The 25,142-nt window shown below is 33.6% G+C and carries 22 protein-coding genes, 1 tRNA gene and 1 other RNA gene; 16 read left to right on the top strand and 8 right to left on the bottom strand.

Annotated features, from left to right (window positions below):
* Nucleotides 1-13 precede the first annotated feature (13 nt).
* Entirely contained in the window at nucleotides 14-937 is a 924-nt protein-coding gene (locus J3U37_RS05075) for an AEC family transporter (protein ID WP_220218914.1), read from the top strand.
* Nucleotides 938-982: 45 nt separating this feature from the next.
* Here the strand turns inward: J3U37_RS05075 and J3U37_RS05070 are convergent, their stop codons facing one another.
* Nucleotides 983-1,825: an aldo/keto reductase gene (locus tag J3U37_RS05070; RefSeq protein ID WP_220218913.1), complete on the bottom strand. Its 843-nt coding sequence runs from the start codon at nucleotides 1,823-1,825 to the stop codon at nucleotides 983-985.
* Between the two features lie 84 nt (nucleotides 1,826-1,909).
* Complete coding sequence (locus J3U37_RS05065; RefSeq protein ID WP_267373632.1) at nucleotides 1,910-2,590, bottom strand: HD domain-containing protein; 681 nt, start codon at nucleotides 2,588-2,590, stop codon at nucleotides 1,910-1,912.
* A 410-nt stretch (nucleotides 2,591-3,000) separates the two neighbouring features.
* On the opposite strand from J3U37_RS05065, the gene mprF reads away from it, so the two are divergent.
* Both mprF and J3U37_RS05055 read left to right on the top strand, forming a co-directional pair.
* Nucleotides 3,001-5,604: a bifunctional lysylphosphatidylglycerol flippase/synthetase MprF gene (mprF, locus tag J3U37_RS05060; RefSeq protein WP_267373630.1), complete on the top strand. Its 2,604-nt coding sequence runs from the start codon at nucleotides 3,001-3,003 to the stop codon at nucleotides 5,602-5,604.
* A gap of 1 nt (nucleotide 5,605) precedes the next feature.
* On the top strand, nucleotides 5,606-6,889 hold the full coding sequence (locus tag J3U37_RS05055) for a virulence factor family protein (protein ID WP_267373627.1): 1,284 nt from the start codon (nucleotides 5,606-5,608) through the stop codon (nucleotides 6,887-6,889).
* A 54-nt stretch (nucleotides 6,890-6,943) separates the two neighbouring features.
* On the opposite strand, the gene J3U37_RS05050 is transcribed toward J3U37_RS05055, so the two are convergent.
* On the bottom strand, nucleotides 6,944-7,840 hold the full coding sequence (locus J3U37_RS05050; RefSeq protein ID WP_267373624.1) for a DMT family transporter: 897 nt from the start codon (nucleotides 7,838-7,840) through the stop codon (nucleotides 6,944-6,946).
* Nucleotides 7,841-8,695: 855 nt separating this feature from the next.
* Here J3U37_RS05050 and ssrA point away from each other — a divergent pair.
* Nucleotides 8,696-9,060: a transfer-messenger RNA gene (ssrA, locus tag J3U37_RS05045) on the top strand.
* 793 nt (nucleotides 9,061-9,853) lie between these two features.
* On the opposite strand, the gene J3U37_RS05040 is transcribed toward ssrA, so the two are convergent.
* Entirely contained in the window at nucleotides 9,854-10,132 is a 279-nt protein-coding gene (locus tag J3U37_RS05040) for a helix-turn-helix domain-containing protein (protein ID WP_267373622.1), read from the bottom strand.
* 598 nt (nucleotides 10,133-10,730) lie between these two features.
* The gene (locus J3U37_RS05035) at nucleotides 10,731-11,018 is read right to left on the bottom strand and encodes a helix-turn-helix domain-containing protein (RefSeq protein ID WP_065563680.1); all 288 of its coding nucleotides are present in this window, start codon (nucleotides 11,016-11,018) and stop codon (nucleotides 10,731-10,733) included.
* Nucleotides 11,019-11,192: 174 nt separating this feature from the next.
* Between J3U37_RS05035 and J3U37_RS05030 the strand changes: the two genes are divergently transcribed.
* Nucleotides 11,193-11,438 carry a helix-turn-helix domain-containing protein gene (locus J3U37_RS05030; protein ID WP_267373620.1) on the top strand — a complete coding sequence of 82 codons (246 nt, stop codon included), beginning with the start codon at nucleotides 11,193-11,195 and terminating at the stop codon, nucleotides 11,436-11,438.
* Nucleotides 11,439-11,710: 272 nt separating this feature from the next.
* Here the strand turns inward: J3U37_RS05030 and J3U37_RS05025 are convergent, their stop codons facing one another.
* The gene (locus J3U37_RS05025; RefSeq protein ID WP_267373617.1) at nucleotides 11,711-12,448 is read right to left on the bottom strand and encodes a carbonic anhydrase; all 738 of its coding nucleotides are present in this window, start codon (nucleotides 12,446-12,448) and stop codon (nucleotides 11,711-11,713) included.
* Between the two features lie 315 nt (nucleotides 12,449-12,763).
* On the bottom strand, nucleotides 12,764-13,492 hold the full coding sequence (locus J3U37_RS05020) for an outer membrane protein (RefSeq protein WP_267373615.1): 729 nt from the start codon (nucleotides 13,490-13,492) through the stop codon (nucleotides 12,764-12,766).
* Between the two features lie 586 nt (nucleotides 13,493-14,078).
* Between J3U37_RS05020 and J3U37_RS05015 the strand changes: the two genes are divergently transcribed.
* The 10 genes from J3U37_RS05015 (at nucleotide 14,079) to J3U37_RS04970 (ending at nucleotide 23,869) form a co-directional block, all read left to right on the top strand.
* Nucleotides 14,079-14,705 (top strand): hypothetical protein, encoded by a 627-nt coding sequence (locus J3U37_RS05015; RefSeq protein WP_267373613.1) that lies wholly within the window; start codon nucleotides 14,079-14,081, stop codon nucleotides 14,703-14,705.
* A gap of 190 nt (nucleotides 14,706-14,895) precedes the next feature.
* Nucleotides 14,896-15,471, top strand: coding sequence for a hypothetical protein (locus J3U37_RS05010; protein ID WP_267373611.1), 576 nt, complete (start codon nucleotides 14,896-14,898; stop codon nucleotides 15,469-15,471).
* Nucleotides 15,472-15,643: 172 nt separating this feature from the next.
* Complete coding sequence (locus tag J3U37_RS05005; protein WP_267373609.1) at nucleotides 15,644-16,288, top strand: hypothetical protein; 645 nt, start codon at nucleotides 15,644-15,646, stop codon at nucleotides 16,286-16,288.
* A gap of 500 nt (nucleotides 16,289-16,788) precedes the next feature.
* Nucleotides 16,789-17,835 (top strand): hypothetical protein, encoded by a 1,047-nt coding sequence (locus tag J3U37_RS05000; RefSeq protein WP_267373607.1) that lies wholly within the window; start codon nucleotides 16,789-16,791, stop codon nucleotides 17,833-17,835.
* A gap of 278 nt (nucleotides 17,836-18,113) precedes the next feature.
* Nucleotides 18,114-18,686, top strand: a complete 573-nt coding sequence (locus J3U37_RS04995) for a hypothetical protein (protein WP_267373604.1) — start codon at nucleotides 18,114-18,116, stop codon at nucleotides 18,684-18,686.
* A gap of 617 nt (nucleotides 18,687-19,303) precedes the next feature.
* The gene (locus J3U37_RS04990; protein ID WP_267337949.1) at nucleotides 19,304-19,849 is read left to right on the top strand and encodes a hypothetical protein; all 546 of its coding nucleotides are present in this window, start codon (nucleotides 19,304-19,306) and stop codon (nucleotides 19,847-19,849) included.
* A gap of 46 nt (nucleotides 19,850-19,895) precedes the next feature.
* Nucleotides 19,896-20,075, top strand: a complete 180-nt coding sequence (locus tag J3U37_RS04985) for a hypothetical protein (protein ID WP_267373602.1) — start codon at nucleotides 19,896-19,898, stop codon at nucleotides 20,073-20,075.
* 132 nt (nucleotides 20,076-20,207) lie between these two features.
* Nucleotides 20,208-20,666, top strand: a complete 459-nt coding sequence (locus J3U37_RS04980) for an N-acetylmuramoyl-L-alanine amidase (RefSeq protein ID WP_267373599.1) — start codon at nucleotides 20,208-20,210, stop codon at nucleotides 20,664-20,666.
* Nucleotides 20,667-20,741: 75 nt separating this feature from the next.
* Nucleotides 20,742-22,448 (top strand): toxin-antitoxin system YwqK family antitoxin, encoded by a 1,707-nt coding sequence (locus J3U37_RS04975; RefSeq protein WP_267373596.1) that lies wholly within the window; start codon nucleotides 20,742-20,744, stop codon nucleotides 22,446-22,448.
* A gap of 698 nt (nucleotides 22,449-23,146) precedes the next feature.
* Nucleotides 23,147-23,869, top strand: coding sequence for a hypothetical protein (locus J3U37_RS04970; protein ID WP_267373594.1), 723 nt, complete (start codon nucleotides 23,147-23,149; stop codon nucleotides 23,867-23,869).
* 453 nt (nucleotides 23,870-24,322) lie between these two features.
* On the opposite strand, the gene J3U37_RS04965 is transcribed toward J3U37_RS04970, so the two are convergent.
* Nucleotides 24,323-24,398 (bottom strand) — tRNA-Asn (locus J3U37_RS04965).
* A gap of 147 nt (nucleotides 24,399-24,545) precedes the next feature.
* Between J3U37_RS04965 and J3U37_RS04960 the strand changes: the two genes are divergently transcribed.
* Nucleotides 24,546-25,121, top strand: coding sequence for a TIGR00730 family Rossman fold protein (locus J3U37_RS04960; RefSeq protein WP_267373592.1), 576 nt, complete (start codon nucleotides 24,546-24,548; stop codon nucleotides 25,119-25,121).
* Nucleotides 25,122-25,142: the final 21 nt, after the last annotated feature.

Genomic DNA, 25,142 nt, shown 5'->3' with positions numbered 1-25,142 from the left:
AAAGATATTATTTATGCAATTTTTTATCATTTTATTCCCTATTTTTTGTATTTTTATTGTCGGCTTTATCGCCCAAAAAATCTTAAAATTTGATGTGGCTAATCTGTCTAAAATGTCACTGTATGTGCTTTCGCCTTTTTTGGCATTTAAAACTTTCTACACCCATACCCTCACCACTGATTATCTATTTTATGTGATGTATATCTTTGGGCTTTGCCTGTCATTAGTGGCGATTGTCTCGATTTGGTCGGTAATAATGAAATATTCGACCAAAGAGCGGTGTGCGATGATTTTAAGTTCATGTTTTATGAATAATGGCAATTATGGTACGCCGGTACTATTGGTCTTTTTTGGCGCGGTTGGCTTTGATTTAGGCGTGATTATGATGGTGTTACAACAATTTGTGATGAGCACCGTGGGTATCTATTATGCCGCTAAAGGTAGTTCTCGTAGCGATATCGTCAGTCAAAAAGATGTGATTAATAAAGTTATCCGCATGCCTGTGGCTTATGGAGCACTTTTGGGGATTATTTTTCAGCTGTGTCATATTCCATTATCCAAATCGATTATGACCTCAATTAATATGATTGGTGATTCATCCATTGTGGTGATTATGATTATTTTAGGTATGCAGCTTGCTAAGATACACATTAAACAACTCGATTATCCTAAACTGTCGTTTTCGTTAATCACCCGTATGGTCATTTCGCCGATTGTGGCAAGCATAATGGTCTATTATTTACCGATTTTACCGGTTTATAAGCAAGTATTAGTGGTATTAGCCGCAATGCCAAGTGCCGCCAACACGACATTAATGTCAGTACAATTTGATACGCACCCTGAGTTGGTCTCCAGTGCGACGCTGGTCAGCACGTTATTGAGCTTAATTACACTGCCGATTGTGTTATCGTTAGTGGGGGCGCCAGTTCCGGTATAGTAAAAGTGCGCTTAACTAAAGTCCGTTAAGCGCACCAGCGTCATTTTAAAAGCCATTTTTAGTATAAACATCATCGGGATTTGGGCCAGTGCGATAATTTTGATTTAAACAGTTGATTTTACGCATCTCATCAGCCGTTAACTCAAAATCATAAATATTAGCATTTTCAGCAATCCGATCGGGGTGTGATGATTTTGGAATGACGATATAGCCATTTTGTAAATGCCAGCGTAAAGTGACTTGCGACACCGATTTATTATACCGATCGCCAATATTCACCAAAAGCGGATCACTCAATACTTTATTGCGAGCTAAAGGTGACCAAGCTTCAATGGCGATATCATGCTGGTGCAAATAGCGGACTAAATCAATTTGCGTTAAATAAGGGTGGATCTCAATTTGATTAATCATAGGTTTGATATTAGCTTGACTGGCTAAAAGTTCTAAATGCGAAATATGAAAATTACAGACACCAATTGCCCTGACACGCTTTTCTTCATAAAGTTTTTCAAACGCTCGCCACGTTTCAAAAAAGGTACTATTAAGTGGCCAGTGCACTAAAAACAGATCAAGATAATCAAGTTGGAGATCTTTTAAGGTTTGTTCATAACCGGCTAAGGTTTTTTCATATCCTTGATTTTGATTGCTGATTTTGGAGGTGATAAATAAATCTTTTCGGTCAACACCACATTGCTTAATCGCCTGCCCAAGCTGTTTTTCATTTTGATAAAGCTCAGCAGTATCGAATGAACGGTACCCAACCTTAGTGGCAGTGTTTACCGCCTTTATTACCTGATCTAAATCGGTTAATTTATAGGTACCAAAACCAAGCTGCTGCATGGCAACATTGTTGCCCAAATCTATTTTAGTATTGATAGATAAATTCATTGCCCGCTCCTTTACCCATTATTTTATAACTTAATTAATTATAACGACATGATAGATATATTCAATGAATTAAACTTAATAGCGCTATGCCTCCCCTCGCCACTCTTTTTCAAACTGGTTAACGAACTGAAGCATAAACTCGTGCCGCTGTTTTGCTAGCTGTTTTGCTGTGGTTGTATTGAGCATATCTTTCAGTAAAAAAAGCTTTTCATAAAAATGATTGATGACGGTGTTAGGTTGTTTGTAGTTATCTTCGTTAAGTTGCGTTCGGGGTGATATGGCAGGATTGTGCATAATATTATGTCTGTTACCACCATAATAAAAAGTTCGACCAATACCAATTGCGCCAATGGCGTCTAAACGATCAGCATCTTGAACAATCTGCCCTTCGAGTGATAATTTTTTTACTGAACTTAAGTTTTTTCGATAAGACATATTTTCGATAATATCGAAAATCTGATTGATTTGTGTTTGTGTTAAGTTTAGCGAAAATAAATAATCCCGCAATTCACTCACCGCTTGATTAACATCAGCAGCCACTTTTTCGTCAATCACATCATGTAAATAGGCGCTCAATATCACGATAAAAGCATCGGCGTTAGATTCGTTAATCAAGATTGTCTGTGCCAAGCTGACAACTCGCTCAATATGCGCAATATCATGCCCGGAAAAATCGTGGGCTAACTTTTGCGCAACATAGGATTGCACCGCTACTATCACAGATTGTTGTTGGTCGTTTATTCGGGCAGCTAATTTTGTATTCATAAGTTTATAAAAATGATAACGGTTAAATATTCGGTTGGATTAACTTTATAAAAGCAACAAATCGTGAGCGATAAATTAAGGAAATTATCGCATTGTTGACTCAATAGACACCATTTACAGTTTATTAAATAAATTTAAGCAAATTATAGCAAACTGTAACCTATCGCTAAAAGCCTTATCATTGAATAATATTAAGCTAATAATAGGCTAATTGGACAAATGAAAATAATACGTAAAATTCAGATTTAACAATAAAACCGCACAATAAATAAACAATAACCATTAAAAACCGACAGTAATTAATGTTTTTTTTATATTTTCTTTAATTTTCCCTTGATTGTTTTCATCAATAGCGAGCGTTAGAATGCCAAACCTAAATTTCATCGAAGCAGATTTTTGGAGTTGATTAAGTGAAAATTTCAGCGCGTAAAGTTTTGCCATGGCAATTGATAGAAGACTTCACTCGCTATCGTCAATTTTTAGCTTTACTTCTAGCCTTATCTATTTTTTTTATTGCGTTAATCGTTTGTTGGGAACTGTTAAAAACAATTAATCTGCAAGATATCAAAAACGCTTTTGATAAGCTTTCATTTCGCGCGGTGCTGTTTGCCTGTCTGTCAGCGATGGGGAGTTATATTATGCTGATATGCTATGAATGGTCAGCCGCTCGTTATGCCGGCGTGGATTTGAAACGATCAACTATTGCAGTCGGTGGCATTTGTGCATCAGCCATAGGCAATGCCGTTGGGTTATCGGCGTTATCCGGCGGTGCAATCCGTTGCCGGCTCTATTTTAAGTATGGTTTAACCACCATTGATGTTGCCAGAATGTCAATTTTCGTCACTTTGTCGTTAGGTTTTACCTTACCACTGCTCGCCGCCGTTGCAGCATTAATTCACCCCCGCGACACCATGTTAGCTTTGCATTTGTCGGCGGGACAGGTTTGGCTTATTGCTGGTGGCGTTGTTGGGCTTTATGCCGGGCTGTTACTCTATTTATATTGTCATCGACTAACCCAAAGACCAAATCCAGATAGCCAATTATTTCAATTTTTACACTGGTCAATCCGCCTGCCTAACTTAAAGCTGGCAAGTTGTCAGTTTCTCATCACATTATTTGATGTCCTATTAGCCGGAGCCATTCTCTACTTTCTTATCCCCAATCAGCCCAACTTTATCACCTTTATTATGATCTATATTATTGCATTAGTCGCTGGGGTATTAAGTCATGTTCCCGGTGGTGTTGGGATATTTGAAGCCATTATGTTAGCGGCATTTTCATCACAAATTGGCGCAGCGCAATTAACCGTTGCACTCATCATTTATCGAATTATTTATATCCTTTTACCACTGATTCCGGCCGGTATTTTGTTGTTAATTAACGAAGGCAAACAATTTTTAACCGCTCCGCAAGTTGACGAAAACGAAACCGGCATTGCCGCAGCCATTATGGCGGTTTTAGTCTTTGTTGCCGGCGTGGTGATGATGTTTTCCAGCATCATCCCCGGGTACAATCATCCATTTGTCACCACCCTCATCCCAAATAAAGTGGTCAACCTTGCCCACTTAAGCGCCAGTTTAATCGGTGTACTGTGTTTACTGCTGGCAATGGGGCTACGTCGCAGACTATATAGCGCTTGGAACGTGTCGATTATTTTATTGGTTTTAGGTAGCTGTTGCTCGCTGTTAAGTGGACTGCATTGGATTGAAACCAGTTTTTTATCTGCTATAACCTTATTGTTGATTAAGTTTAGAACGACCTTTTATCGTAAAAGCCGATTGCGAGTTTTACCTTATTCATTGAAATCCTTTGCAATCTGTTTTTGTTTGATTGCTCTGTTGGTTTGGTTGACACTATTTATCTACCAAAACGCGCCTTACAACCAATCTTTGTGGTGGCAATTTGAGTTAGATAGTCACGCACCTCGAGGATTAAAAATGGCGTTAGCAAGCTTTATTTTACTCACTTGTATTATGCTCTATTGGCTATTTCGACCTTCGTTACCGGTTATCAATCTGCCGAAGCAAGAGGAGTTAAATAAAGCTTATCAAATCATCCTCAATTCCAAACAGCCGGAAGGTTTGCTTGCCATGAATGCCGATAAATCGCTGTTATTTAACCAAACACAAACCGCTTTTATCATGTATGCCAAACGTAGACGAAGCATGGTTGCCCTTTACGATCCTATTGGTGATAGTGGTGAGCGAGCTGAGTTAATTTGGGCTTTTCGGGATTTATGCGATCAACATCATTTACGGCCGGTATTTTACCACGTTAAAGCGGCCAACTTACCTTTTTATATGGATATCGGCTTGCAAGCGATTAAACTGGGGGAAGAGGCTTTAGTTAATTTAGCTGAATTTGACTTAACCTCAAAAGGCTATAAAGATCTGCGTTACACATGGAATCGTGGTCAGCGTGACGGGCTAAGTCTTAAATTTTATGCACCGGGCACTGCTCCGTTAGATGAGTTAAAAACCGTGTCGGATGCCTGGCTGAGCAATAAGCATACCAAAGAGAAAAAATTCTCGTTAGGCTCTTTTTCTAAACAATATTTAGATCGTTTCACCATTGCCACCATTGAGTATCAAGGGCGCATTATTGCCTTTGTAAACTTACTTGAAACTGACCAACATTACTCAGCAAGCATCGATTTAATGCGAGTTGTGCAAGATATTCCAAAACTGACTATGGAATTTTTAATGGTTGGCTTGATTTTGCATTATCAACAAAAAGGATTTAAATATTTTAGTTTAGGCATGGTACCGCTGGCCGGAATGCAACGGCGCCGAGGCGCACCGATAATCCAACGATTAGGCGCATTAGTCTTTCGCCGTGGTGGACGCTTTTATAACTTTCAAGGATTAAGGCGATTCAAAGATAAGTTTGCCACACATTGGGAGCCACGTTATATGGCTGTTCCGACCGGGCTCGATCCTTTAGTTGCCCTTATTGATACCACCATACTGATTTCAGGTGGTATTACCGGATTAAAAAAAGGTAAGAAGTCATAATATGAAAAAGACATTACGCTATATTTTACTGTTTTTGATGCTGGTGCTCATTACGTTACTTGTCTTTGCTGGTCTGTATTATTATAAAAAACGGCAAAGCGCTTCAGTCAATACAATAACCATTGACTCGAATTTTTCAGTATTATCAGCAACACCGAAAACATCAGCGGAAGCCGCTGCTATCATTGTTGCTACCGAAGAAAACCATTTCAGCGCTCAACAGCTGCTTAATTTATCTAAAAGCACGGGGGCAAAACTGGTACAATTTGAATTAAAACCAAATGCCAGTTGCCTTGAGCAGCAAAACCGCTTTGATCAAGCTAAAAAAATCCTTAACGAGAGCCACTATGTGGTCGCCGGTATGCAAGAAGGCGCAGCGTTTGCCTATCGGTGGTTAACTAAGCAACCAAATGATAATGCCAAAGCGCTATCAATTGAGTTCACACTAGACCATAAAGATTGTGATGCCCCATTACCCTCTCAAGCCAGCCATGGCAGTTGGCAGGTGATTTGGAACAACCCACCCGATGAAGCTGTGGCAGTGTTTCCTCGTGAACAAAAAAAGATTAATGTCACAACGTCTATTGGTGAGTATCAGGCCTCGCCGGTTGAGTTATTAAGTTTACATTTATCATCGATTTTATATGGTGAGCATGAACAATTGCCGGTCATTGAATTGCCCGCTAAAGATAAACAAGCTCACCCGGAAACCGTCACTTTCTACTATTCCGGTGACGGTGGTTGGCGGGATTTAGACAAAGTATCCGCCGAATATATGGCGTCAAATGGTTATTCGGTGGTTGGCGTTGATGCATTAAAACTATTTTGGCAACATCGTTCAGTCGAGCGCAGTAGTAAAGATTTAGCCTATTTAATGCAACAATATCGTGATAAATGGGGCACGAAGCGCTTTGTACTGGCTGGCTATTCGTTCGGCGGTGATATCTTACCGGCACTTTATAATCGCTTATCCCCACAAGATCAACAAGCCGTACAAGCTTTGGTTTTGATCGCCTTTTCCAAAGATGCTAACTTTGAAATTGAGATCAGCGGCTGGCTAGGACAATCCGGTCAAGAGATGAAAACAGCACCGGAAGTCGCCAAAATTCCGGCTAATAAACTCTTTTGCATCTATGGCGAGGAAGAACAAGACGAAACCGGATGTCTGCAACCACAAATGAAAGGCGAAGCGGTCGAACTCCCCGGCGGTCACCATTTTGATAATAACTACCCCCACCTCGGGCAAATCATTATGGATGCAATCGATAAACGCATAACGCCTTAATATACAGTAAAAAGGGGCACAAGCCCCTTGTAGTCACTTATTTGATTGATTAGATCAATGCTTACTGAATCTGAATTTTCCTTCCGATAACAACACCCCAATAAGGGTTGATAACGTACCGATAGCGGCTATCCATGTAAAAGGCTCATTTAACATCACAACTGCGGCAATAATGGTCAAAATTGGCACTAAATACAGATAGATACTAATTTTTACAGCACCAACTAATTTCACTGCATAATTCCAGGAAGCAAAACAGATCGCCGAAGCCCCTACACCTAAAAATAGGATATTAAAAAGATTAGCTGAGTGCGTGAAGCGATCAAGTCCCCATTTAAAATCAAACAGATATAACGCCGGGAGCATCATCACTAAACCATAGAAAAAAAATCGTCGTGTTAATAAAATTGTATTGTATCCATAATGACTGCATTTTTTGGTTAAGATTGAATAACATGCCCAAAACAAACAGGCACCGACCGCAAGCAGATCACCCAAAGGATTAAGCGACAACACATATTTACCATTCAAGCTGATTAATCCAACACCCAAAATAGCAAATAAACACCCGATATAAAATCGCTTCGCTGGCCGTTCAGTTCTTAAAAAGAAGATCGATAAAAGTGCGGTAAACACGGGCGCTAATGTTGTGATCACTCCGACGTTTGAAGCGGTGGTATAAGTTAAGGCAATATTCTCACATAAAAAATAACAAGTTACACCACAAAACCCGGCGCACAAAAACATCAGTTCTTGCTTAAATCCTTGCCAAGCAAATATCCGTGGCGCCAAAACCCAAAGCATTAAGTAACCCAACCCAAACCGGTAAAATAAAATTTCAATGGGTTTAAAATCGATCAACAGTACTTTTGTGGCAATAAAGGTAGTTCCCCAAAGAAACACGGTCATCAAAGCAATTAGATGTCCTTTGGTTTGGCTGGAAAATAACATAGAAATTCTCTTAACTTACAGTCGATATGGCGGGCAAGCGCTTATTCTAATCATTAACATTAAAATTTTTTCAAGCCCTTGATAAAAATAACAATGATACTACTTTATTCATAGCTGTCAAAATTGGACAGATAGTGTTAGTTATCAAGCTATGGCACAAGATGCAAAGCCTTAAAAGATTAAAACTTAAAGCGAAAATAGCAACGTTGATTAAAAAGAGCATGGACGCCTAAAGGCAAACGACAGGCAAAAAAAATCCACTCAAAAATGAGTGGAGGGCAAAAAAATGAATTAACGTAATCTGATAATATAGACAACGGTAATAACAAAAAGTTCCAACTTATTTTAAAAAATTTATAATATTTATTAAAAAATATTATAACTAGTTGATTTATAATGGTTATTATTTTTTAATTTTTTAAAAAAAATAAAATTTCTCTAGCTATTTAACAAAAAACCCGGCTTAAACTGTCATACAAAAAAATAAATAATTAAATCCCGACATCAACAAGTATTAAGTTTTTTACTAAAACGTAGGGTATTTCTGAAACTTCTTGACAAGATTGGGGGCTAGCTTTATTTGAAATAGTAGGTTTCTGTCCTGATAGAATGTCAATGTTTATCAATGCACCGTCTTTAATTTAAAGCTTATTGGATTGGTGCCCAACTTATATTAACGCTGTGCAGGTGACAACCTTAATCCTGTCGCTAAAGTGTGGTAGATAAGATTTTTAGCACAGCAAAAGACGAAAAACCAACTGAAAACGGGGCTTATCTAAATTTAGGTTAACTTGTATTCCCCCTTGAATTGACCTATAATGCCCCGATATTGTTAGTTAATAACAAATCACAATTGGGGCTGATTCTGGATTCGACGGGATTTGCGAAACCCAAGGTGCATGCCGAGGTGCGGTAGGCCTCGTAAATAAACCGCAAAAAAATAGTCGCAAACGACGAAAACTACGCACTAGCAGCTTAATAACCTGCATAGAGCCTTCTCTCCCTAGCCTCCGCTCGTAGGACGGGGATAAAGAGGAGTCAAACCCAAACGAGATCGTGTGGAAGCCTTGCTTGGGGCGGAAGCATTAAACTGAATCAAGCTAGTCTATCGGTAGCGTGTTTGTCCGCAGCAGGTAGGCGAAATTTAAAGACAAACTACGCATGTAGTACCAAGGATGTAGAGATTTCGGACGCGGGTTCAACTCCCGCCAGCTCCACCACTATTTTTTATAAAACAAATCAGTTAAATAATAAAATAGTGTTTATTCAGCCAATTAATCAGCTTCTTCTCTTACAATATTTTAATTGCTTCTAATATGTTGGAAAACTCTTTGTTTTGCATAATCATGCATAGTTGATTTGTACTCACCCATATAACGCCAAAACCTGTAACAATTGGGGCACTATATCACCAAATGTTTCATAGCCCAAAGCAATACTTTTTAGCCTTAATTAAACAACCGGCTAGCTCAATTAGGTGACCTATTTTTTCTTTCCTTTCTCATATGTGCCCTTTTAAAAATAAAAAAGCCGCATTAGGCGGCTATTTATCAGTATTAAACTGAAAAGTTACAAATATCATTTTTTAAGATGTGCTTTTAATAAATCAGCACCTACATCCTTTAAAATAGATTGAGCTTGACTAAATCCCTTTAATTTCTATTACATAGGGTACTATTGTGGAATTTATGCTAACTTAGTACCGCTTGCAGTTATTCTTAATTTTCGCATCTAAGGATACGCGCAAATCGCATCGATTGATATAAATCGATCAACAAGGTTAAGCGCACCGTCATCTATTGTGACAAGATAAAGATAATTTCCAGAACCTTTATCACTTGTTTGAACCCATTTACTCTGGTAATCAAAGCTGTTAATTAGGTTATACTCCTTTAGGTTGCCCGATTTACTCATGAAACCGGCACCGATATTACGTTGGAAGTAACTACCAAATGATTAAAGGATATTGGCATTTTACTTTATATATCAAATAATTATCAACTACGAGCCAAGTTACAATTTATTCTTCTTATATTTTAAAATCACCTCTGCCAGCTTATCATCTTCTGCATACAAATAAGCTAACGGTATATCTAAAGCTTCAGCTAATCTTCCGGCAGTATCTAAACTCGCTTCATGAATCCCTTGTTCATATCTATTAATACGAGTACTTGCGACAAATTCATCTATACCTGCCAATTTGCCTAGTTCTTTTTGCGATAAACCACGCTCAAGTCTAATATGCTTTAGTCTTAAGCAAAATATAGAACGATATTTGTTTGTGATCTTCATGTAGCCCTCTGAGAAGAATTGCCTAAGGTTACGCTAATCGTAGATTTTATATATATCCCATACTACGCATTACGTAATTTAATGTACAAATAGTTGAGTGAAATGACTACAAGGATTGCAAATAAAACCATTAATAAGTTTTCAAATTCTTTTAACCAATCATCAGATATAACAGAGATTTCATCGTACTCAACAGCAAAATGAATAATATATAAATATTTACAAAGTGCTCTATTACCTTACGGCAACATAGCAATCATACCCTGACCCATATAGACACTAAAAGGTAGAAGTTATTACAAAATAGCCTTGTTAAAATTATTCAACGTTTATTATCATTTACTGATGAGCTGATATGCTCATATTTGATTACCATATTATTTAATTTTTCTAACAACAGTTTCAGGATTGAGAGAAAGTAATCGAGCAATATGCACAAACGTCATCACATCTAATCGGCGCTCTCCACTTTAAACGTTGGCAATAATAAATTGTGGTCGATTTAATGCTGGTGCTAGTTTTTCCTGGTTTATGTTTTGCTTAATTCAATGTATGAAGACAAGCTTATATTGTTCTAAATAAATGGATGTCATCACAATTATGAAGCCGTTAAACTCACAAACGCATTAGGCTTTTGTTTTTTTAGCTTGTTATATTGAATAATAAAATCGGCTAATTCATCATCTTCAGCATAAAAATAAGCGCTAGGTACATCAAGAACTTTTGCAAGACGTTTAACAAGCGTAAAATCTGGTGAATGAACTTCATTTTCATAAGAACTAATACGGGAACTTGCTGATTCTTCGTCTAATCCTGCTTTCACTCCAAGTTCAGTTTGTGTCAGATCTGCATTGATTCTAGCTATTTTTAATCGCTTACCAATCATGATAATTGCTGCTCATCTTATATAGTTTTGATTAATAATTATCCTCTTCTGCGATTTAAATTTCGTAATGGAATACTTTAATAAATCATGTATAACTTGAATTTTGGTTTTAATTTAATCATAATTAAAGTTTCTCATTAATAATTCATGTATTTGATGATTTCAGGAGGTGTTATGAATAGCAAAAAAGACTGGCATCCTGCCGATATTATTGCAGCATTGAAAAAGAAAGGAACAACGCTATCTGCGTTATCTAGACAATCAGGCTACACGCCTTCAACACTAGCTAACGCACTTGCACGGCCATGGACAAAAGGTGAAATGATTATTGCTAATGCTTTAGGTGTAGAGGCTAAACGGATTTGGCCCTCTCGTTATAAAAAGAAAATTCGGGTATTGCGAATTAAAAGATGTGAATAGCAACAGAGGAATATCTATATACACAAACAACCTCAGTGTTTGCTAAAAAGCCTGACTCCGGTAGAATATCGAAATCAGGCCTTACAAGCCGCTTAACAAAAGAGTCCAACTTTATGGGGTCACTTCACAACTGCGTTTTTTTTCAAAATTCAACGAATAAGCATTCTTTTGCTATAAAAACAAACTTTTATTTATTTTATAAGCAACTACCTTGCACAGATATATTTTAAAGAAGCTTTAGTGATCGCTTTCCCTAAAACCCCTATCTTATTTTAATCAACAATAATCCTTCCATGTAATGGCTGAATTGGGCGATTATTATCATGGTGCATAATCGAATGGAATTTTTCGATTTGTTCTTCTGAGGCATGGCTTTGTTGTTCTAACACGATCCACCTTACTCCTTCTGTACATGGTGGTGTTGTTAATGATCCGCTAAAACGGTAATAACTTAATTCTTTTGGGAATAACGCCTTAATATCAACTGCGTTGGCTAAAACGTCTGTATTTCCTGATTCTGTCGGCATTTGTTGCCATGCTTTTGCTAATTCTGAATTGGCTTCACCTTTATTAAACATTAATGCAATTACTGCCAATTCATCATCTTGGTTTTTATAAACAAAGTGTGCTGCCATTGGAAAATATTTGCCTTTAATGGTGTTTTCACTCGGCGTATGGAAATGAAATTGTTGTAATGTGAAAATTTCATCGTCTAGTTCTAATTGGTTATTTCCGGAAACATCGATCTCAATAGTATGGCCGTTATTAATGATATTTTGCTGGCCGGCTTCAAAAGTAAGTTTGAGTTCGCTATGCTCTGTTTTTAAAACATGATCGATATTGATTGGCGATTGATTTTTACCATTTTCACAAGTTGAATATTCCGGTGAGAGTTTTCCCCAGTTTTCTGGTTTTTCCTGCCCTTCATACCCCCAGTGAGGGTGATGTTCGGCTGCGGCACAAGATAAGCTTGTTGCCATAAACATTGCGATAATTGCGTTATATTTCATGCTACACTTCAAAGAGAATAATAATTTAGTGTATAAATTGTATACCTCATCGATGAAAATGTCTTGATGAATTATATATTTTTTGCCTCTTTACCTAAATAACACAACTTGAACTTATATTTAGTACTATTCTCGTCTATTTGCAATGATTTAACTATGATTGATAGTTTATAGATGATTGTTTTATTTCATAGATATGAACAAATCCTATCAGGATATCAAATTTGAAAAGCTTTTTTATTTAAAGTAATGGTCTAAAAAAGTGATAAAAAAAGGGCTATTAAGCCCTTTTTATTCTGTATAAATCATAAACAATTAGAAGTTATAACGTATACCAGCTAATAAATCAACAGAACTTAGCTTTCCACTAGCTTTGAAATGAAAATCATCATAACTACGTTTTAAAGTAAGTTTACCCGCATCGACATAACGAGCAGTGAAGTCGATATCTAAATTATCTGAGACTTTATAAGCAACACCAGCAGCAACATTCCATGCAAATTTAGTTTTTGATCTAGAGAATTGTATGTAATCTGCTTCATCATCAAATTCATATCTTTCATCATATCTATGTTCTAATTTTGCAAAAGCAAGACCAATACCCGCTCCCACAAATGGCGTAAATGATGTGCCTGTTTCAATATCATAATAACCATTAAGCATTAAAGTATTCATGCGAGCTTTAGTTCTTTGGGTTGTATGATATAAATCATCGTCTTCATCATAATAACTTTTATGTTTTTTATCATCTAAGTTACCACGTAAAGTAAATGATAACTCTGCTCTGAAAGGAAGATCAAAAGCTGGTTTGAAGTTATAACCAATATTTAATGAGCCAGCGAGTTTGCCATCACTAATTGAACCGATTTTATAACTTTCGCTCCAGTAGTCATATCCATCATCATAGCTATAGCTATCTTTAAGGCTACTAGCTTTTAAAATACTTGAACCTAATTGACCACCTACATAAATACCAGATGTTTGAGCATGAGCAAAACTTGAGAAGCAAGCGATTGCCGTTAAGGCGATGAGTGTTTTTTTCATATTAAATTTCCTTTTTTAAGTTGTTGCACTTATCCATTGAAACAAAAGTTTAACTAAGTAGTGACAAAAACACAATAAATTAATCATTAATGTTATTTATTTAACTTAATCTTTTTAGCTATTTTACTTATATATACCAGGAAAACACCGCTCAGAAAACGCATAAAAAAACACAAGGACTCAAACAATTCGAATAAAGAAACTCAAATTTATTATTTTATAAGTTCATTTATACTAAATTGAGCATAAAGGACACTATATTTATGTAAAAACCAATGAACCCTCGTTTATTTCCATAATTAAATTCTTATAAAAATCATCGAATTGTTTATAAAAATAATTCAATAAAATGAGATAGAATGAGTGTAAAATTTAATCAATAATGTTATATTTGCCTAAAATTTGATAATGATTGAATTGAGGAGTTTAACTTAGTCAATCATATCCGTTAGTTGTTCCTTGTTAATAAAATAATAGAAATAAATAAATTAGTTATAAATAATATTTAAAAACAAATAGAACAAATGGATCAAAGAATTTATAAAATATCATCAACAAAGTTCTAATCGATAAGATAGATAGAAAAATGAAAAATAAAATAATTTACTTTTTTATTATTGTATTGCTATGTAGTTGTAGTAATAAACAATCAAATAAAGAAAATTCGGAAGTTGGTTTCTTTAATGAAAAAAAGAATATAAATGAAACGGCTAAAACAATGTCACCCATTATGAAAGATAATTTCGGAAATACTTATATTTTAAATATTTTCGATGTTTTTTCACAGAAATTAATTTTGCAATCCGAAGTTTTTTTTATAGATTATCTAGATACCTATGATCAAGTATTTGAAATCTCTTTGATAAATAAATTGGATTATGTCATTGTCGAAATACAAAACAGAATTGGTGTTAGCGCCTATGAGCTATTCATTCGAGAAAGAAATAATAAGTTGGAAATTTTCAAACAAACTGGTTGGGATCGTATATCTTATAAATTTGAAATAGCAAAAGATGATTATGATAATACAAATGCAAATTTGATCTGCTTAAGTCAAGATATAAAACCAATAAATGGCATCATAAAAATCCCTGATGATTTAAATTTGGCCAATGAAAATACAAAAGACTGCTTTGCCTGCCCACAACAATATACTACTGAAGAGTGTTTACAAAAAAAACAAGCGGGTGAAAAATTTAATTGGAAACAATAAGAGGATAGAGATATCACATATTTCTAATCCATGAAATGAATTAAATGAGAAACACATCATCAAAACAACCACAAGAATGTTGACTTGATAATGTTGTTCTTATTCATTGCTATTATTTATATTAAAACAAAAAATTAGTTTTAGATAGTATTAACAGCACGATTTAATGGGAAGAGGAAATAAACTTAAAATGAGAATATTATTACTCATTCTATTGTCTTTGGCTAACGTAGCATGCAGTCAAAAAATAGAAAATCAACAAGCCGTCAATCATCCCGCCCCCATAGAATATGGTGACGTAGCAACTAATGTTTTAGATCCTTTAGATATTTCTTCTCCTAAGATAATTTCGCAATCTGATTGGCATTTATTAGGTCAATCTGGCTATGCCTATAAACTAAAAATTAACAATCAGGAAGAATTAATCTTCTTAAATTATGATAAAGATTTCAGACTCTATTCAGAACCAAGGCTAAGTAAAAATGGTCTTATATCTAAAATCGAAGGATATGAAGACGAATATACCGGTATTGAATCGTTTGACATTAAAATATCTGAAAATAAACATTATGTAAAAATGGATGCTATTAGCAAAGGTTATGTTGAAATATCAGACAATGAGCGATGGCTATACGAAAACTATCAATGTGTCATTATCGATATCAAAAAATCAAAAGTCGTTTGGTCTGGGGTAGAAAGGTGTGACGGTGAGTGGAAAGATGATCAATGGATTAGTAATGAACAAGTCGAATTTGATGGTGAATAAAGTTTAAGTTCGAAAGAAAAATAAACAGAGATAAAAACATGAAAATTTTAAAAGATGAATAAATTTAAAAAGAATTTATATAAAAAAATAGTGCTCATAAAACAGACCCTCATTACCATTTGCATCAGAATGAAAATGAATATAATCAGAATTATATGGAGATAATCCTAAAATGATAAAATACTTTTCCTTATATATTTTTTTATTTATGTTATGTAGTTTCACAACAAATTGTGAAGCTAATAGCATAAAAAAGATTCCAATAAGCTTTATAGAAAAAGAAAGTAACGCACAAGAATTTAGTCATATGAAAAAAATTTATGACCCAATGATTGAAAAAAATGATAAAAGATTCATAAAAAAAGAAGAATATCTAAATGTAAATAATAAAATTTATACAAATAATTTAAATGATAATGAACTCATGAAAATTTATGACTATTATGGCTATTGGAAGCCCTTGAATAGCGATATTATTACAGTTTCATATTATGAGGATAGCGAAGTTAAAATTCAGGATAACAATAATAATACAACTACTTTACAAGCAATACCTTATATAAATAAGGCCCAAACGCATTTTACTACCTTTTACATAGATTATGAACAATCAAAATCTATTATAGATTTATATGAGATTGAAAATAATCATATCAAGCATATTTTTTGTTTCGAAACAGAAAAATGGATTATTTGGGATTTGGCTTGGAATGACAATATTTTATACATAAAAGTAACTGATACTATTTGGAACGGAAAAGGTTTTTATAGTACTGATTATAAATATAAAAAATTAATTATTGAAAAAATCAACTAACTTACTGATAAAAATTAGAACGCAAATTTGTGGATAAAGAAATTTATGAATTGAATTAAAGATTGTGTAGTAAACAAACAATTATTATGCTTATCACCCTCATAAATATGAACGGTGGTAAGTAAACCGATATAAATGAGTAAATTAAAAAGAATAATCATTCAAAACTAATCCTTATTAATGGCGGTAGTTTTTTTAAAATTTAATAACAAGAGTCCGTTAACAAAGGATATATAACTAGAGTATTTTTTATGATGATATCCCTAAATAATAAATTCATTATCACTACCCTATTAAGCCTTTTTTTATTCAGCTGTAACCCCGCTAAACAAGGAAATAAAAGTCTTCGCTCGCTCGATTCAATTCAAATAGGATATCAAGCGGTAATACTTATATCGAAAGATCGGGGCAAAAGTTGTGAAGAGTTAACGCTTCCCGAACAAAATGTATTATGGTTGTACCATAGCCACGATTATTCAATTATATAAGGAATTATTGTAATGAAAAAAAATTACCTTTTACTTTTAGTTATTTTTCTATGTTCTTGTCAAGGCATAAAATCACAGGATTCCTCAGATTCGAAAAAGAAGAATTCAATTCCCGTAATTACTTTACCTTTCGGAACTAAAAAGTTAATTGACGTCCAATTCCCAGCAAATTGGAAAACATACGATTATCCAAGCAATACATGGTATAAAACACCTATAGATTTAGCTTATAATAATTCAGATTTATTTTACGATGTTTACAAAAATAAAAATCGAGATTTAAAACCTACCGATAGTATTACTTATACTTATACTTATACTAATGCTAATATGCCTAATATCTATTATGATTACTTTTTTCCTTATCAGTTTATAAAAAAACAAACAGATATACTTTACAATTTTGAAGAAATTTTATATCCATTATGGAAAATTAATTTGTCAAACAACCAATCTCTAATAATGCTTTTTAGTCAAGGTTATAGTGATCAAATTGAACCATATACAATTTACTTCCAAAAAATGCAATTAATGGTTGTAGATAATCACGGAAACAAATTAGATTCTATGAATGCTTATCTGGATACTAATAGGGGATACGATCTTAAAACAAAACGCCTGTATATTGACAGAAAAGGAATTATTCATATTAAATACTTTGATTATGATGTTGAAGACGTCAACTTTTTTCGTTATGAAAAATTTCAAATTTCGCCTGAAGGCAAATTTATTCGATATTACGACCAAAACGGATTTTTCCAAAATGAAGAAGAACAAGGGTTAGTCGAAAATCATACCCGTGAAGGTTTGTGGATTGAGATGAAGCCGAATGGTTATTATACTTATCCTCTCGGTTATACTTATCTTGAAGCAAATTACCAAAAAGGATTACCGATTGGAATTTGGAAGTTTTATAAATTAGATTATCAAAAGAAACCTGACAGTTCTATCGATCTATCTTCTGGTAAAAAAGGCAAACTTTTGTACACAGAAACCTATAAAGACGGTGAGCTTGTCGAACGCAAATTTGTGGATAAAGAAATTGATGAATTGAAGTAACGATAGTATATTAAACACACAATTATTTTGCTTATCACCCTCATAATTATGAACGGTGATAAGTAAACCGATATAAATGAGTAAATTAAAAAGAATAATCATTCAAAACTAATCCTTATAATGGCTGTTGGTTTTATTTGAAACTTAATAACAAGAGTCCGTTAACAAAGGATATGTAACTAGAGTATTTTTTATGATGATATCTCTAAATAATAAATTCATTATCACTACCCTATTAAACCTTTTTTATTCAGCTGTAACCCCGTTAAAAAGGAAATATGAAATGGATAGCCAAATACGATTTTAATCAACTATACCAATTAACCGATCAAGCAACTGCCTTAGACCCAATGTCTGCTTTTCGTTTTGAAGATTTTATAGCCCCTAATGAAAACACCATTATTTTAATAGGAAATAAAGATCTTAACTCCTTTGATTCAAGCCATATAGGAGATCAAACCGTAATACTTATATCGAAAGATCGGGGCAAAAGTTATCAAGAGTTAACGCTTCCCGAACAAGAGATGAGATGGATTGACACCAGCAATGATTATTCATTAGTAGAAGCTCAAAATAGATTACCCGATAACAGTAAAAAAATTTCCCAATATCTTTTAGATAATAATAATTTAAAATTGGTTAAAATAGATGAATATACTTCTGATGCTAAAATCAATTATGAAAATTTTAATGGTAAATATGTCATATATTCCAATCGAGGCAATTTAAAACTGATTAATTTATTGAATCGAGAAGAAGAATACCCCTTGCCAGACGATTTAAACAATCAGCCATTTTATTTAACCTCGCAGGATAACATTCTAACTTTACACAAAAAATCAGATCATTAGTTATGACCCTAAAACCTAAAACCTAAAACCTAAAACCTAAAACCAACAAATCATCAAAAGTTTTAAAAACAACTACGATATCTTACTATATCAAGATGACACTTTTATTTTGGGTAAAGCTAACCTGTTAAAAACGTCTGCAACTTTTTATAATGAAGAGGAAAAAGAGTTATATACACTTGATTCAAAAAATGTGAACTTTTACCGATATAAAAATTTTGTATGCGACTATAAACCCTTATCATCTATTTATCCGTCGAACCGATACTCATATGACTATGGACAAACTTGCTATAAGTATGAGTTAAAAGGCATGTTTACTGCTTCTAGACCTGTCGGATTTTATAAGGATAAGTTTATCATTTTAGATGCCACATTTTATGATAAAATGAGACAGATGCAGAGGTGGAAGGCTTTTAATCGGTGAGTTTGAAAAATAGGACGATGTTAAACACGCTTAGTATAATATAATTATTTTTGATTTAATTTATCTATTAATCATACATATTTTATTGGTATCATGAGCAATTGATGGAAATGTAAAAGTCCCCAATGGTTTAGAAGAAAGAAGTTTACAGAAATATTAAAAGGTATAATGAAATATAATGAGTGTATTAATGAAAAATAAAGGAATCTTTTTTATTCTAATAATGATATTAATTTTTCCTTGTCAAGGACAAGTTAAAAATGTTTATAGTAAACAAAAGATTCAAAATGAGAGCGAAGCTAATATTATTAAAAATAATATTTTTCATATTCAATTTGATAATGCAGGGGAAGTCCATAAAAATTTAGTATCGGATCAACCGTATGATCATTTTATAATTCAAATAGAACAAGGAAATATAAAATTTAAAGAAAACTATAAATTATTAATTAGTAACTATGGTGATAGAAATGATTTAACATTTACTTTGACAAAAGTAAGTAAAAAAGAATATACCTTAGAAATTATACAAGAAACTAGACATTTAACGGTTGATAAATTCATCTTTGAAAAGGATAAAAACAACTTATTAGAATTAATATCCATGGAACAAATCCAATCGGGAAATACTATTCAAATCTGTAAATATAGTATGTCAAGAAAGAAAGGAAATGAAATTAATTTAATCATAGATTCAATTAATGATCCTCAATGTTTCAACGTTAAAAATAAATAATATTAAAAGTTAGATACATAAACAAAAAATAAGTCTACAACCCAAAATGAAAAAAGGAGCAACCTTGCCGGGCAATAAACAATCACAACCCAATCAACCCGACAACAAGTTATTACAACCTCAAACCGATTCCTATTCAGCCAAGCCTAATCAAATTGTCTATGATTTGTTACATCAATCTGATTTTCAGATTAATGTAGCGGATACCATTTTGCAAAAAAAGTAAATGTCGCGAATAAACCTAATGAATATACCTATTTAAAATTAAATCAAGCCTCTTTGGATGACAAAATTTATCTGGTTGCCAAATGTTACGGTACTCCCCGAAAAGGTAAATTAGTGCTCAGTCTTAGGGAAATTGAAAATACCGATACTACCCAAAACCTGTATTCAAATAACCCAGTTCCTTTTTAGTCAATGGAGAAGAAAAAACAGAAATGGAATACACGGTAGAGGGCTCCATTACCTATACCAAGAAAATAGTAAAAACGCTGTTAAAGTTGCCAATAATAAAGAAGCGATCTATTTTCGCTGTGATATAGCTAATAATAACAAAGCGGATTATTTTATTTCTATTCATGCAGATGGCTTAACCAATTTTACTTCCGGCGCGCATGTTATCTATTATGAAGGAGATAAAAAAGGGCTAGAATTAGCTAATGATATTTTTAGTTGTTATACTGTTGTCAATATAGGAAAGAAACACCCTGATGCTAGAAATAATGTAGGAGTTCTTGAGGTAAAAAATCAAACGAAATATAAAGTTTTAATTGAGTTTGGTTATATTACACCCCCAAAAGATGCAAAAAGTATTTAGGACAATATGGACTTAATAGCAGAGCAACTTGCTCAAGGGTTAGAAATCAACATTAAATAACGTTTTAGGAATAAAATGAAAAAATTACTAATGGTGTCTATTTTTTTTGGTGGCATTTTGGCATGTGTTCAACACATTGAAGCAAAAAAGATTTCGGAAGCTACCCCTTCACATTCAGTACAAATTAAAGAATCCAATACTCCGGAGGGTTTTCTACGGTATGAATATTATATCAATGGCAATAAAGCAGCGGATTATATAAAAACTTACTATACTAAAGGCGGTCAATTAGAATCTGTGTATTATATGTCATCATATCAACGAGACGGCATTTCTTCTCAAGGATTTTACCCAGATGGAAAACTAAAATTCATCCGCTATGTAAGAGATGAAGTCAAAAAAGGAGATGTATTATATGTTATTTATTATCCTAATGGACAAATAAATCTTATAGAAACAATAGTTACTGACTCTTTAGAATTACCCAAACTCACTACTATTTACTTTGAAAATGGCGTTAAGCAATATGAAGGGTTTATGGATATGTATAATGCTACCACAATACCTGTAGGATTATGGAAAACATACGATGAAAAAGGCGATTTAATCGAAACCACCTATTATCATCCTGATGAATTAGGCAAAGACTATAAAATCGTAACTCAATATAAGAATGGAAAAGTTGTTTCAAAGAAAATTTACAATTTTGATGATTTATATGAGACTGAGTTAAAAGAGCTTTCCACCATACCGAATAATACTTATTCAGTAAATATTTATAGTGAGTTGCCCTATACGAACGAGCTTTCTTTTGGTAAAGAAGAACTGATATCAACACATTTTCCTAAAAAATGGACAACCCAATTTTGGCAAGAAAAATTTGAAAGAAATAACAGTAGGATACAACGTAATTATGATTCAGTATTTTTTTATTTGAGTAAATATTCAAATGATTATTTATATCCAGAATTATATTTAAACCCTCAATTAACAATTCTTAAAGACAGATTTTATGAATCTGAAATGAGTAATCTTTACTATGATAAACTACCACATTTTTTTGATAAAAATATAAAAAAAGATAATTATCTTTCACCAGTAAGCAAAATAAATATTAATGATAAAAATCTAAATCTATTTCTATTAACATCTTCTCATACAACACTTGAAGACAAGCCAGTTTATAATAGTGAATACGAGCCTTATAATTATTCTAGAATGGATTTAATCACAACAGATAGTACTAACACTATCGATAAATTAAATGTTTATTATTCTTTATCATGGGTAATTAATGGTTATAGAAAATTATTTTTCATAGATAAGAACAATATTATTCATATTAAATATTTTGAAGGAGATGAAGAGGATACGCATTTTATCCGTTATGAAAAATTCCAAATTTCGCCTGAAGGCAAATTTATTCGATATTACGACCAAAATGGACTTTTCCAAAACGAAGAAGAGCAAGGATTAGTTGAAAATCATACCCGTGAAGGTTTGTGGATTGAGAAGAAGCCGAATAGTTATTATACTTACCTTTATACTTACCTTGAAGCAAATTACCAAAAAGGGTTACCAGATGGAATTTGGAAGTTTTATAAATTAGATTACCAAGAGATGCTAGATGGATCTGCTGATCTATCTTCTGCTAAAAAGGGCAAACTTTTGTACACAGAAACCTATAAAGACGGTGAGCTTATCGAACGCAAATTTGTGGATAAAGAAATTTTAGATGATGGCTTATATCACCATAAGGAAATTTCTTCCTCCATGTACTAGTGAATGTTTGGTGTTCTTCTTTTGTTAATACAATAGAAAGCATCTCTCCGGTTTTTTGGGAGGATTGAAAATATTTGTAAATCTTTTTTCAATAAGATGATGAACTTGAGGATCTTTTCCTTTAACTAATGCCTTTAATTACTAGTAAGATTTTATCCCATATCTTTCTATGAATTTGAATATTCCACTCAAGCAATGCTTAGCATTATGTATCAGCCAAGCGAGTTTGCCGACAAAGTAGGTGTGCCAGCCTTCAACTTCAAAATTATAAACTTCTTTCTTAGTATAAAGATAGTTTTACCCTTTTACACGATACCATTTTTTATTTTTGGTTTGTATGTGATATTATTCGGTGGGGTCGGCGGCATCTTTCCAGCCTTCTTTGGTGTAAAAAGGGTGTTCGGCGGTAGTTTCAATGGTTTCGCCTTCCAGCTCTATTTGTACGGTGGTGTCTGTCTCTTAGCGGATAATGACGTTACTTTTTAGGCTTATTTTTCCACTGGTTTGGTTTTGAGACAATCACAGATCGCCCTCTCGTATTTGTTCTATTTTTTTATGCCTTACTGCGTGTGAACAAGCGTTCCGATAGGTTTGGCAGAGTTTTCCGGTGTAAACTCAGGTGTTCAAAATCATTATGATCATGAACATTGGGGATTTAATATAGATTTTATACATACTACTATTTAATTAGGAAAATAATGAAAACGATAGCTATACTTTTACTCATTAGCTTTTTGACTTCTTGTGCTTATGCGCATAAAGAGGAAAAAATAAGCATAAACTCTAGCAAAGTCATTATGTTAGACCATGATCCTGTTTTAATGCAGTTAGGCAGTAAAAAATTAGCATTAAAAGGATTAAACCCAGAAGACTTTTCACTGGTACAAAAAGGTAAGACGCTTTTTATCATTAAAAAGCTGTATCTGGGTATAGATGATCTCCAAATTGAATTTATAGATAACAAGGATCAAGATTTCCTATTAACTGGTGAAATAGAATATGTGGTTTCTCAAGACTTAATTGATGATATTGATAAGGGAAATGTATTTTTACCATTTTCTTTTAAAGAAGATATACTGCTACATAACAATAAAGGTAAATTTATTTTATCAACAGCGATTAAAACTACACCACAGCTAGAAGCCATTTGCCAAGAAAGATATTTTGATGAGATCCGGAAAGAGTCTTATTTGGTTCAAAAACAGTTCTATCAGAATGAAATAATCGATAACCCAGAAAAATATAAGGATTGTTGCCCTGAGTATATTGAATATGCAAAAAAGTTTTTATCTAAAAAAGAGCGTGATTTTCACTCATTACAAAGCCTGTTTGTTGAATTTACCTATAAAAAAATAACGTTAAACATGGGTGATGGTTATCATATCGTCTTTAATAATATTAGTGATTTTGTTCCTGAATAAAAATGAGTGATTATGCGGATTGTATTAGTTTAACTAAATAACAAAATAGAAATAAAATACATACCGAATATAATATTCATTTATCTATTTCTAACTTTAGATAAATCGCTAATATCTATGTACACAAAAAAGGCAAACTTTTGTACACAGAAAGCTATAAAGACGGTGAGCTTGTCGAACGCAAATTTGTGGATAATGAAATTGATGAAATGAAGTAATGATAGTGTAGTAAACAATATAAAAAAATAAACATAACAACTTAATCATCCTATAATGGAAAACTAAAGCCTTCCGACAGAAAATATAAAATCCTCTAAGGATCAAATTGAACTAGTAGATTCCTATACAGCCAACCCCAACCAAATTGTTTATGATTTGTAACATCAATCTGATTTTGACATTATTGATTTATAAATAAATAGAGATGTATAGATATGAGATAAAGTGGAAAGTTGGCTCCTCCAACTGGACTTGAACCAGTGACATACGGATTAACAGTCCGCCGTTCTACCGACTGAACTATGGAGGAACACTCAACGGGGAGAATATTAACCATCAAAGGCTGCTGTGTCAATCGTTAATACACTAAATATAACCAACTGCTCACCTTATAAACAAATCACGCGATTTATATGCTATTATTAGCACTCTTTAGCTTAATATTGTTGATAAATTAATGAAAAAAAATATATGTGTTTTTTGTGGTGCCAGTGAGGGCACGTCTCCGGAATATAGTTTAGCCGCTGAACAATTAGGCAAAACCATTGCCAATCAAAACAGACGTTTGATCTACGGCGGTGGCAATAAAGGTTTAATGGGAATTATTGCTAATGCGGTCTTAGCCAATGGTGGTGAAGTTATTGGCGTTATTCCCGAACGTTTAGTACAAGCTGAGACAGCGCACCACGGTATTACCCGTTTAGAAGTCGTCGAAAATATGCATCAACGTAAAGCCAGGCTTTCTGAGCTAGCTGACGGTTTTATCGCTATGCCGGGCGGAACAGGCACGCTCGAAGAAGTTTTTGAAGTTTGGACGGGTATGCAAATAGGTTATCACGAAAAGCCGGTTGCTTTGTTTAATGTGAGCGGATTTTGGCAATCATTATTAAACTTTCTGGAACATTCAGTTAATGAGGGCTTTATTCGGGATAGTTTTTATCAAACATTGATTGTGAGCGATAATAACGAGTTAATACTCAAACGTATGGATGAGTTTGTACCTAAAGATTTGCAGCGTTGGGTAAAAAAATAAAAGCTAATAACCGGAATAAAA

Source organism: Gilliamella sp. B3172 (assembly GCF_026536465.1).
Taxonomy (GTDB): domain Bacteria; phylum Pseudomonadota; class Gammaproteobacteria; order Enterobacterales; family Orbaceae; genus Gilliamella.
Note: the sequence above shows the minus strand (reverse complement) of the source record. Positions and strands in the feature narration are given on the sequence as shown.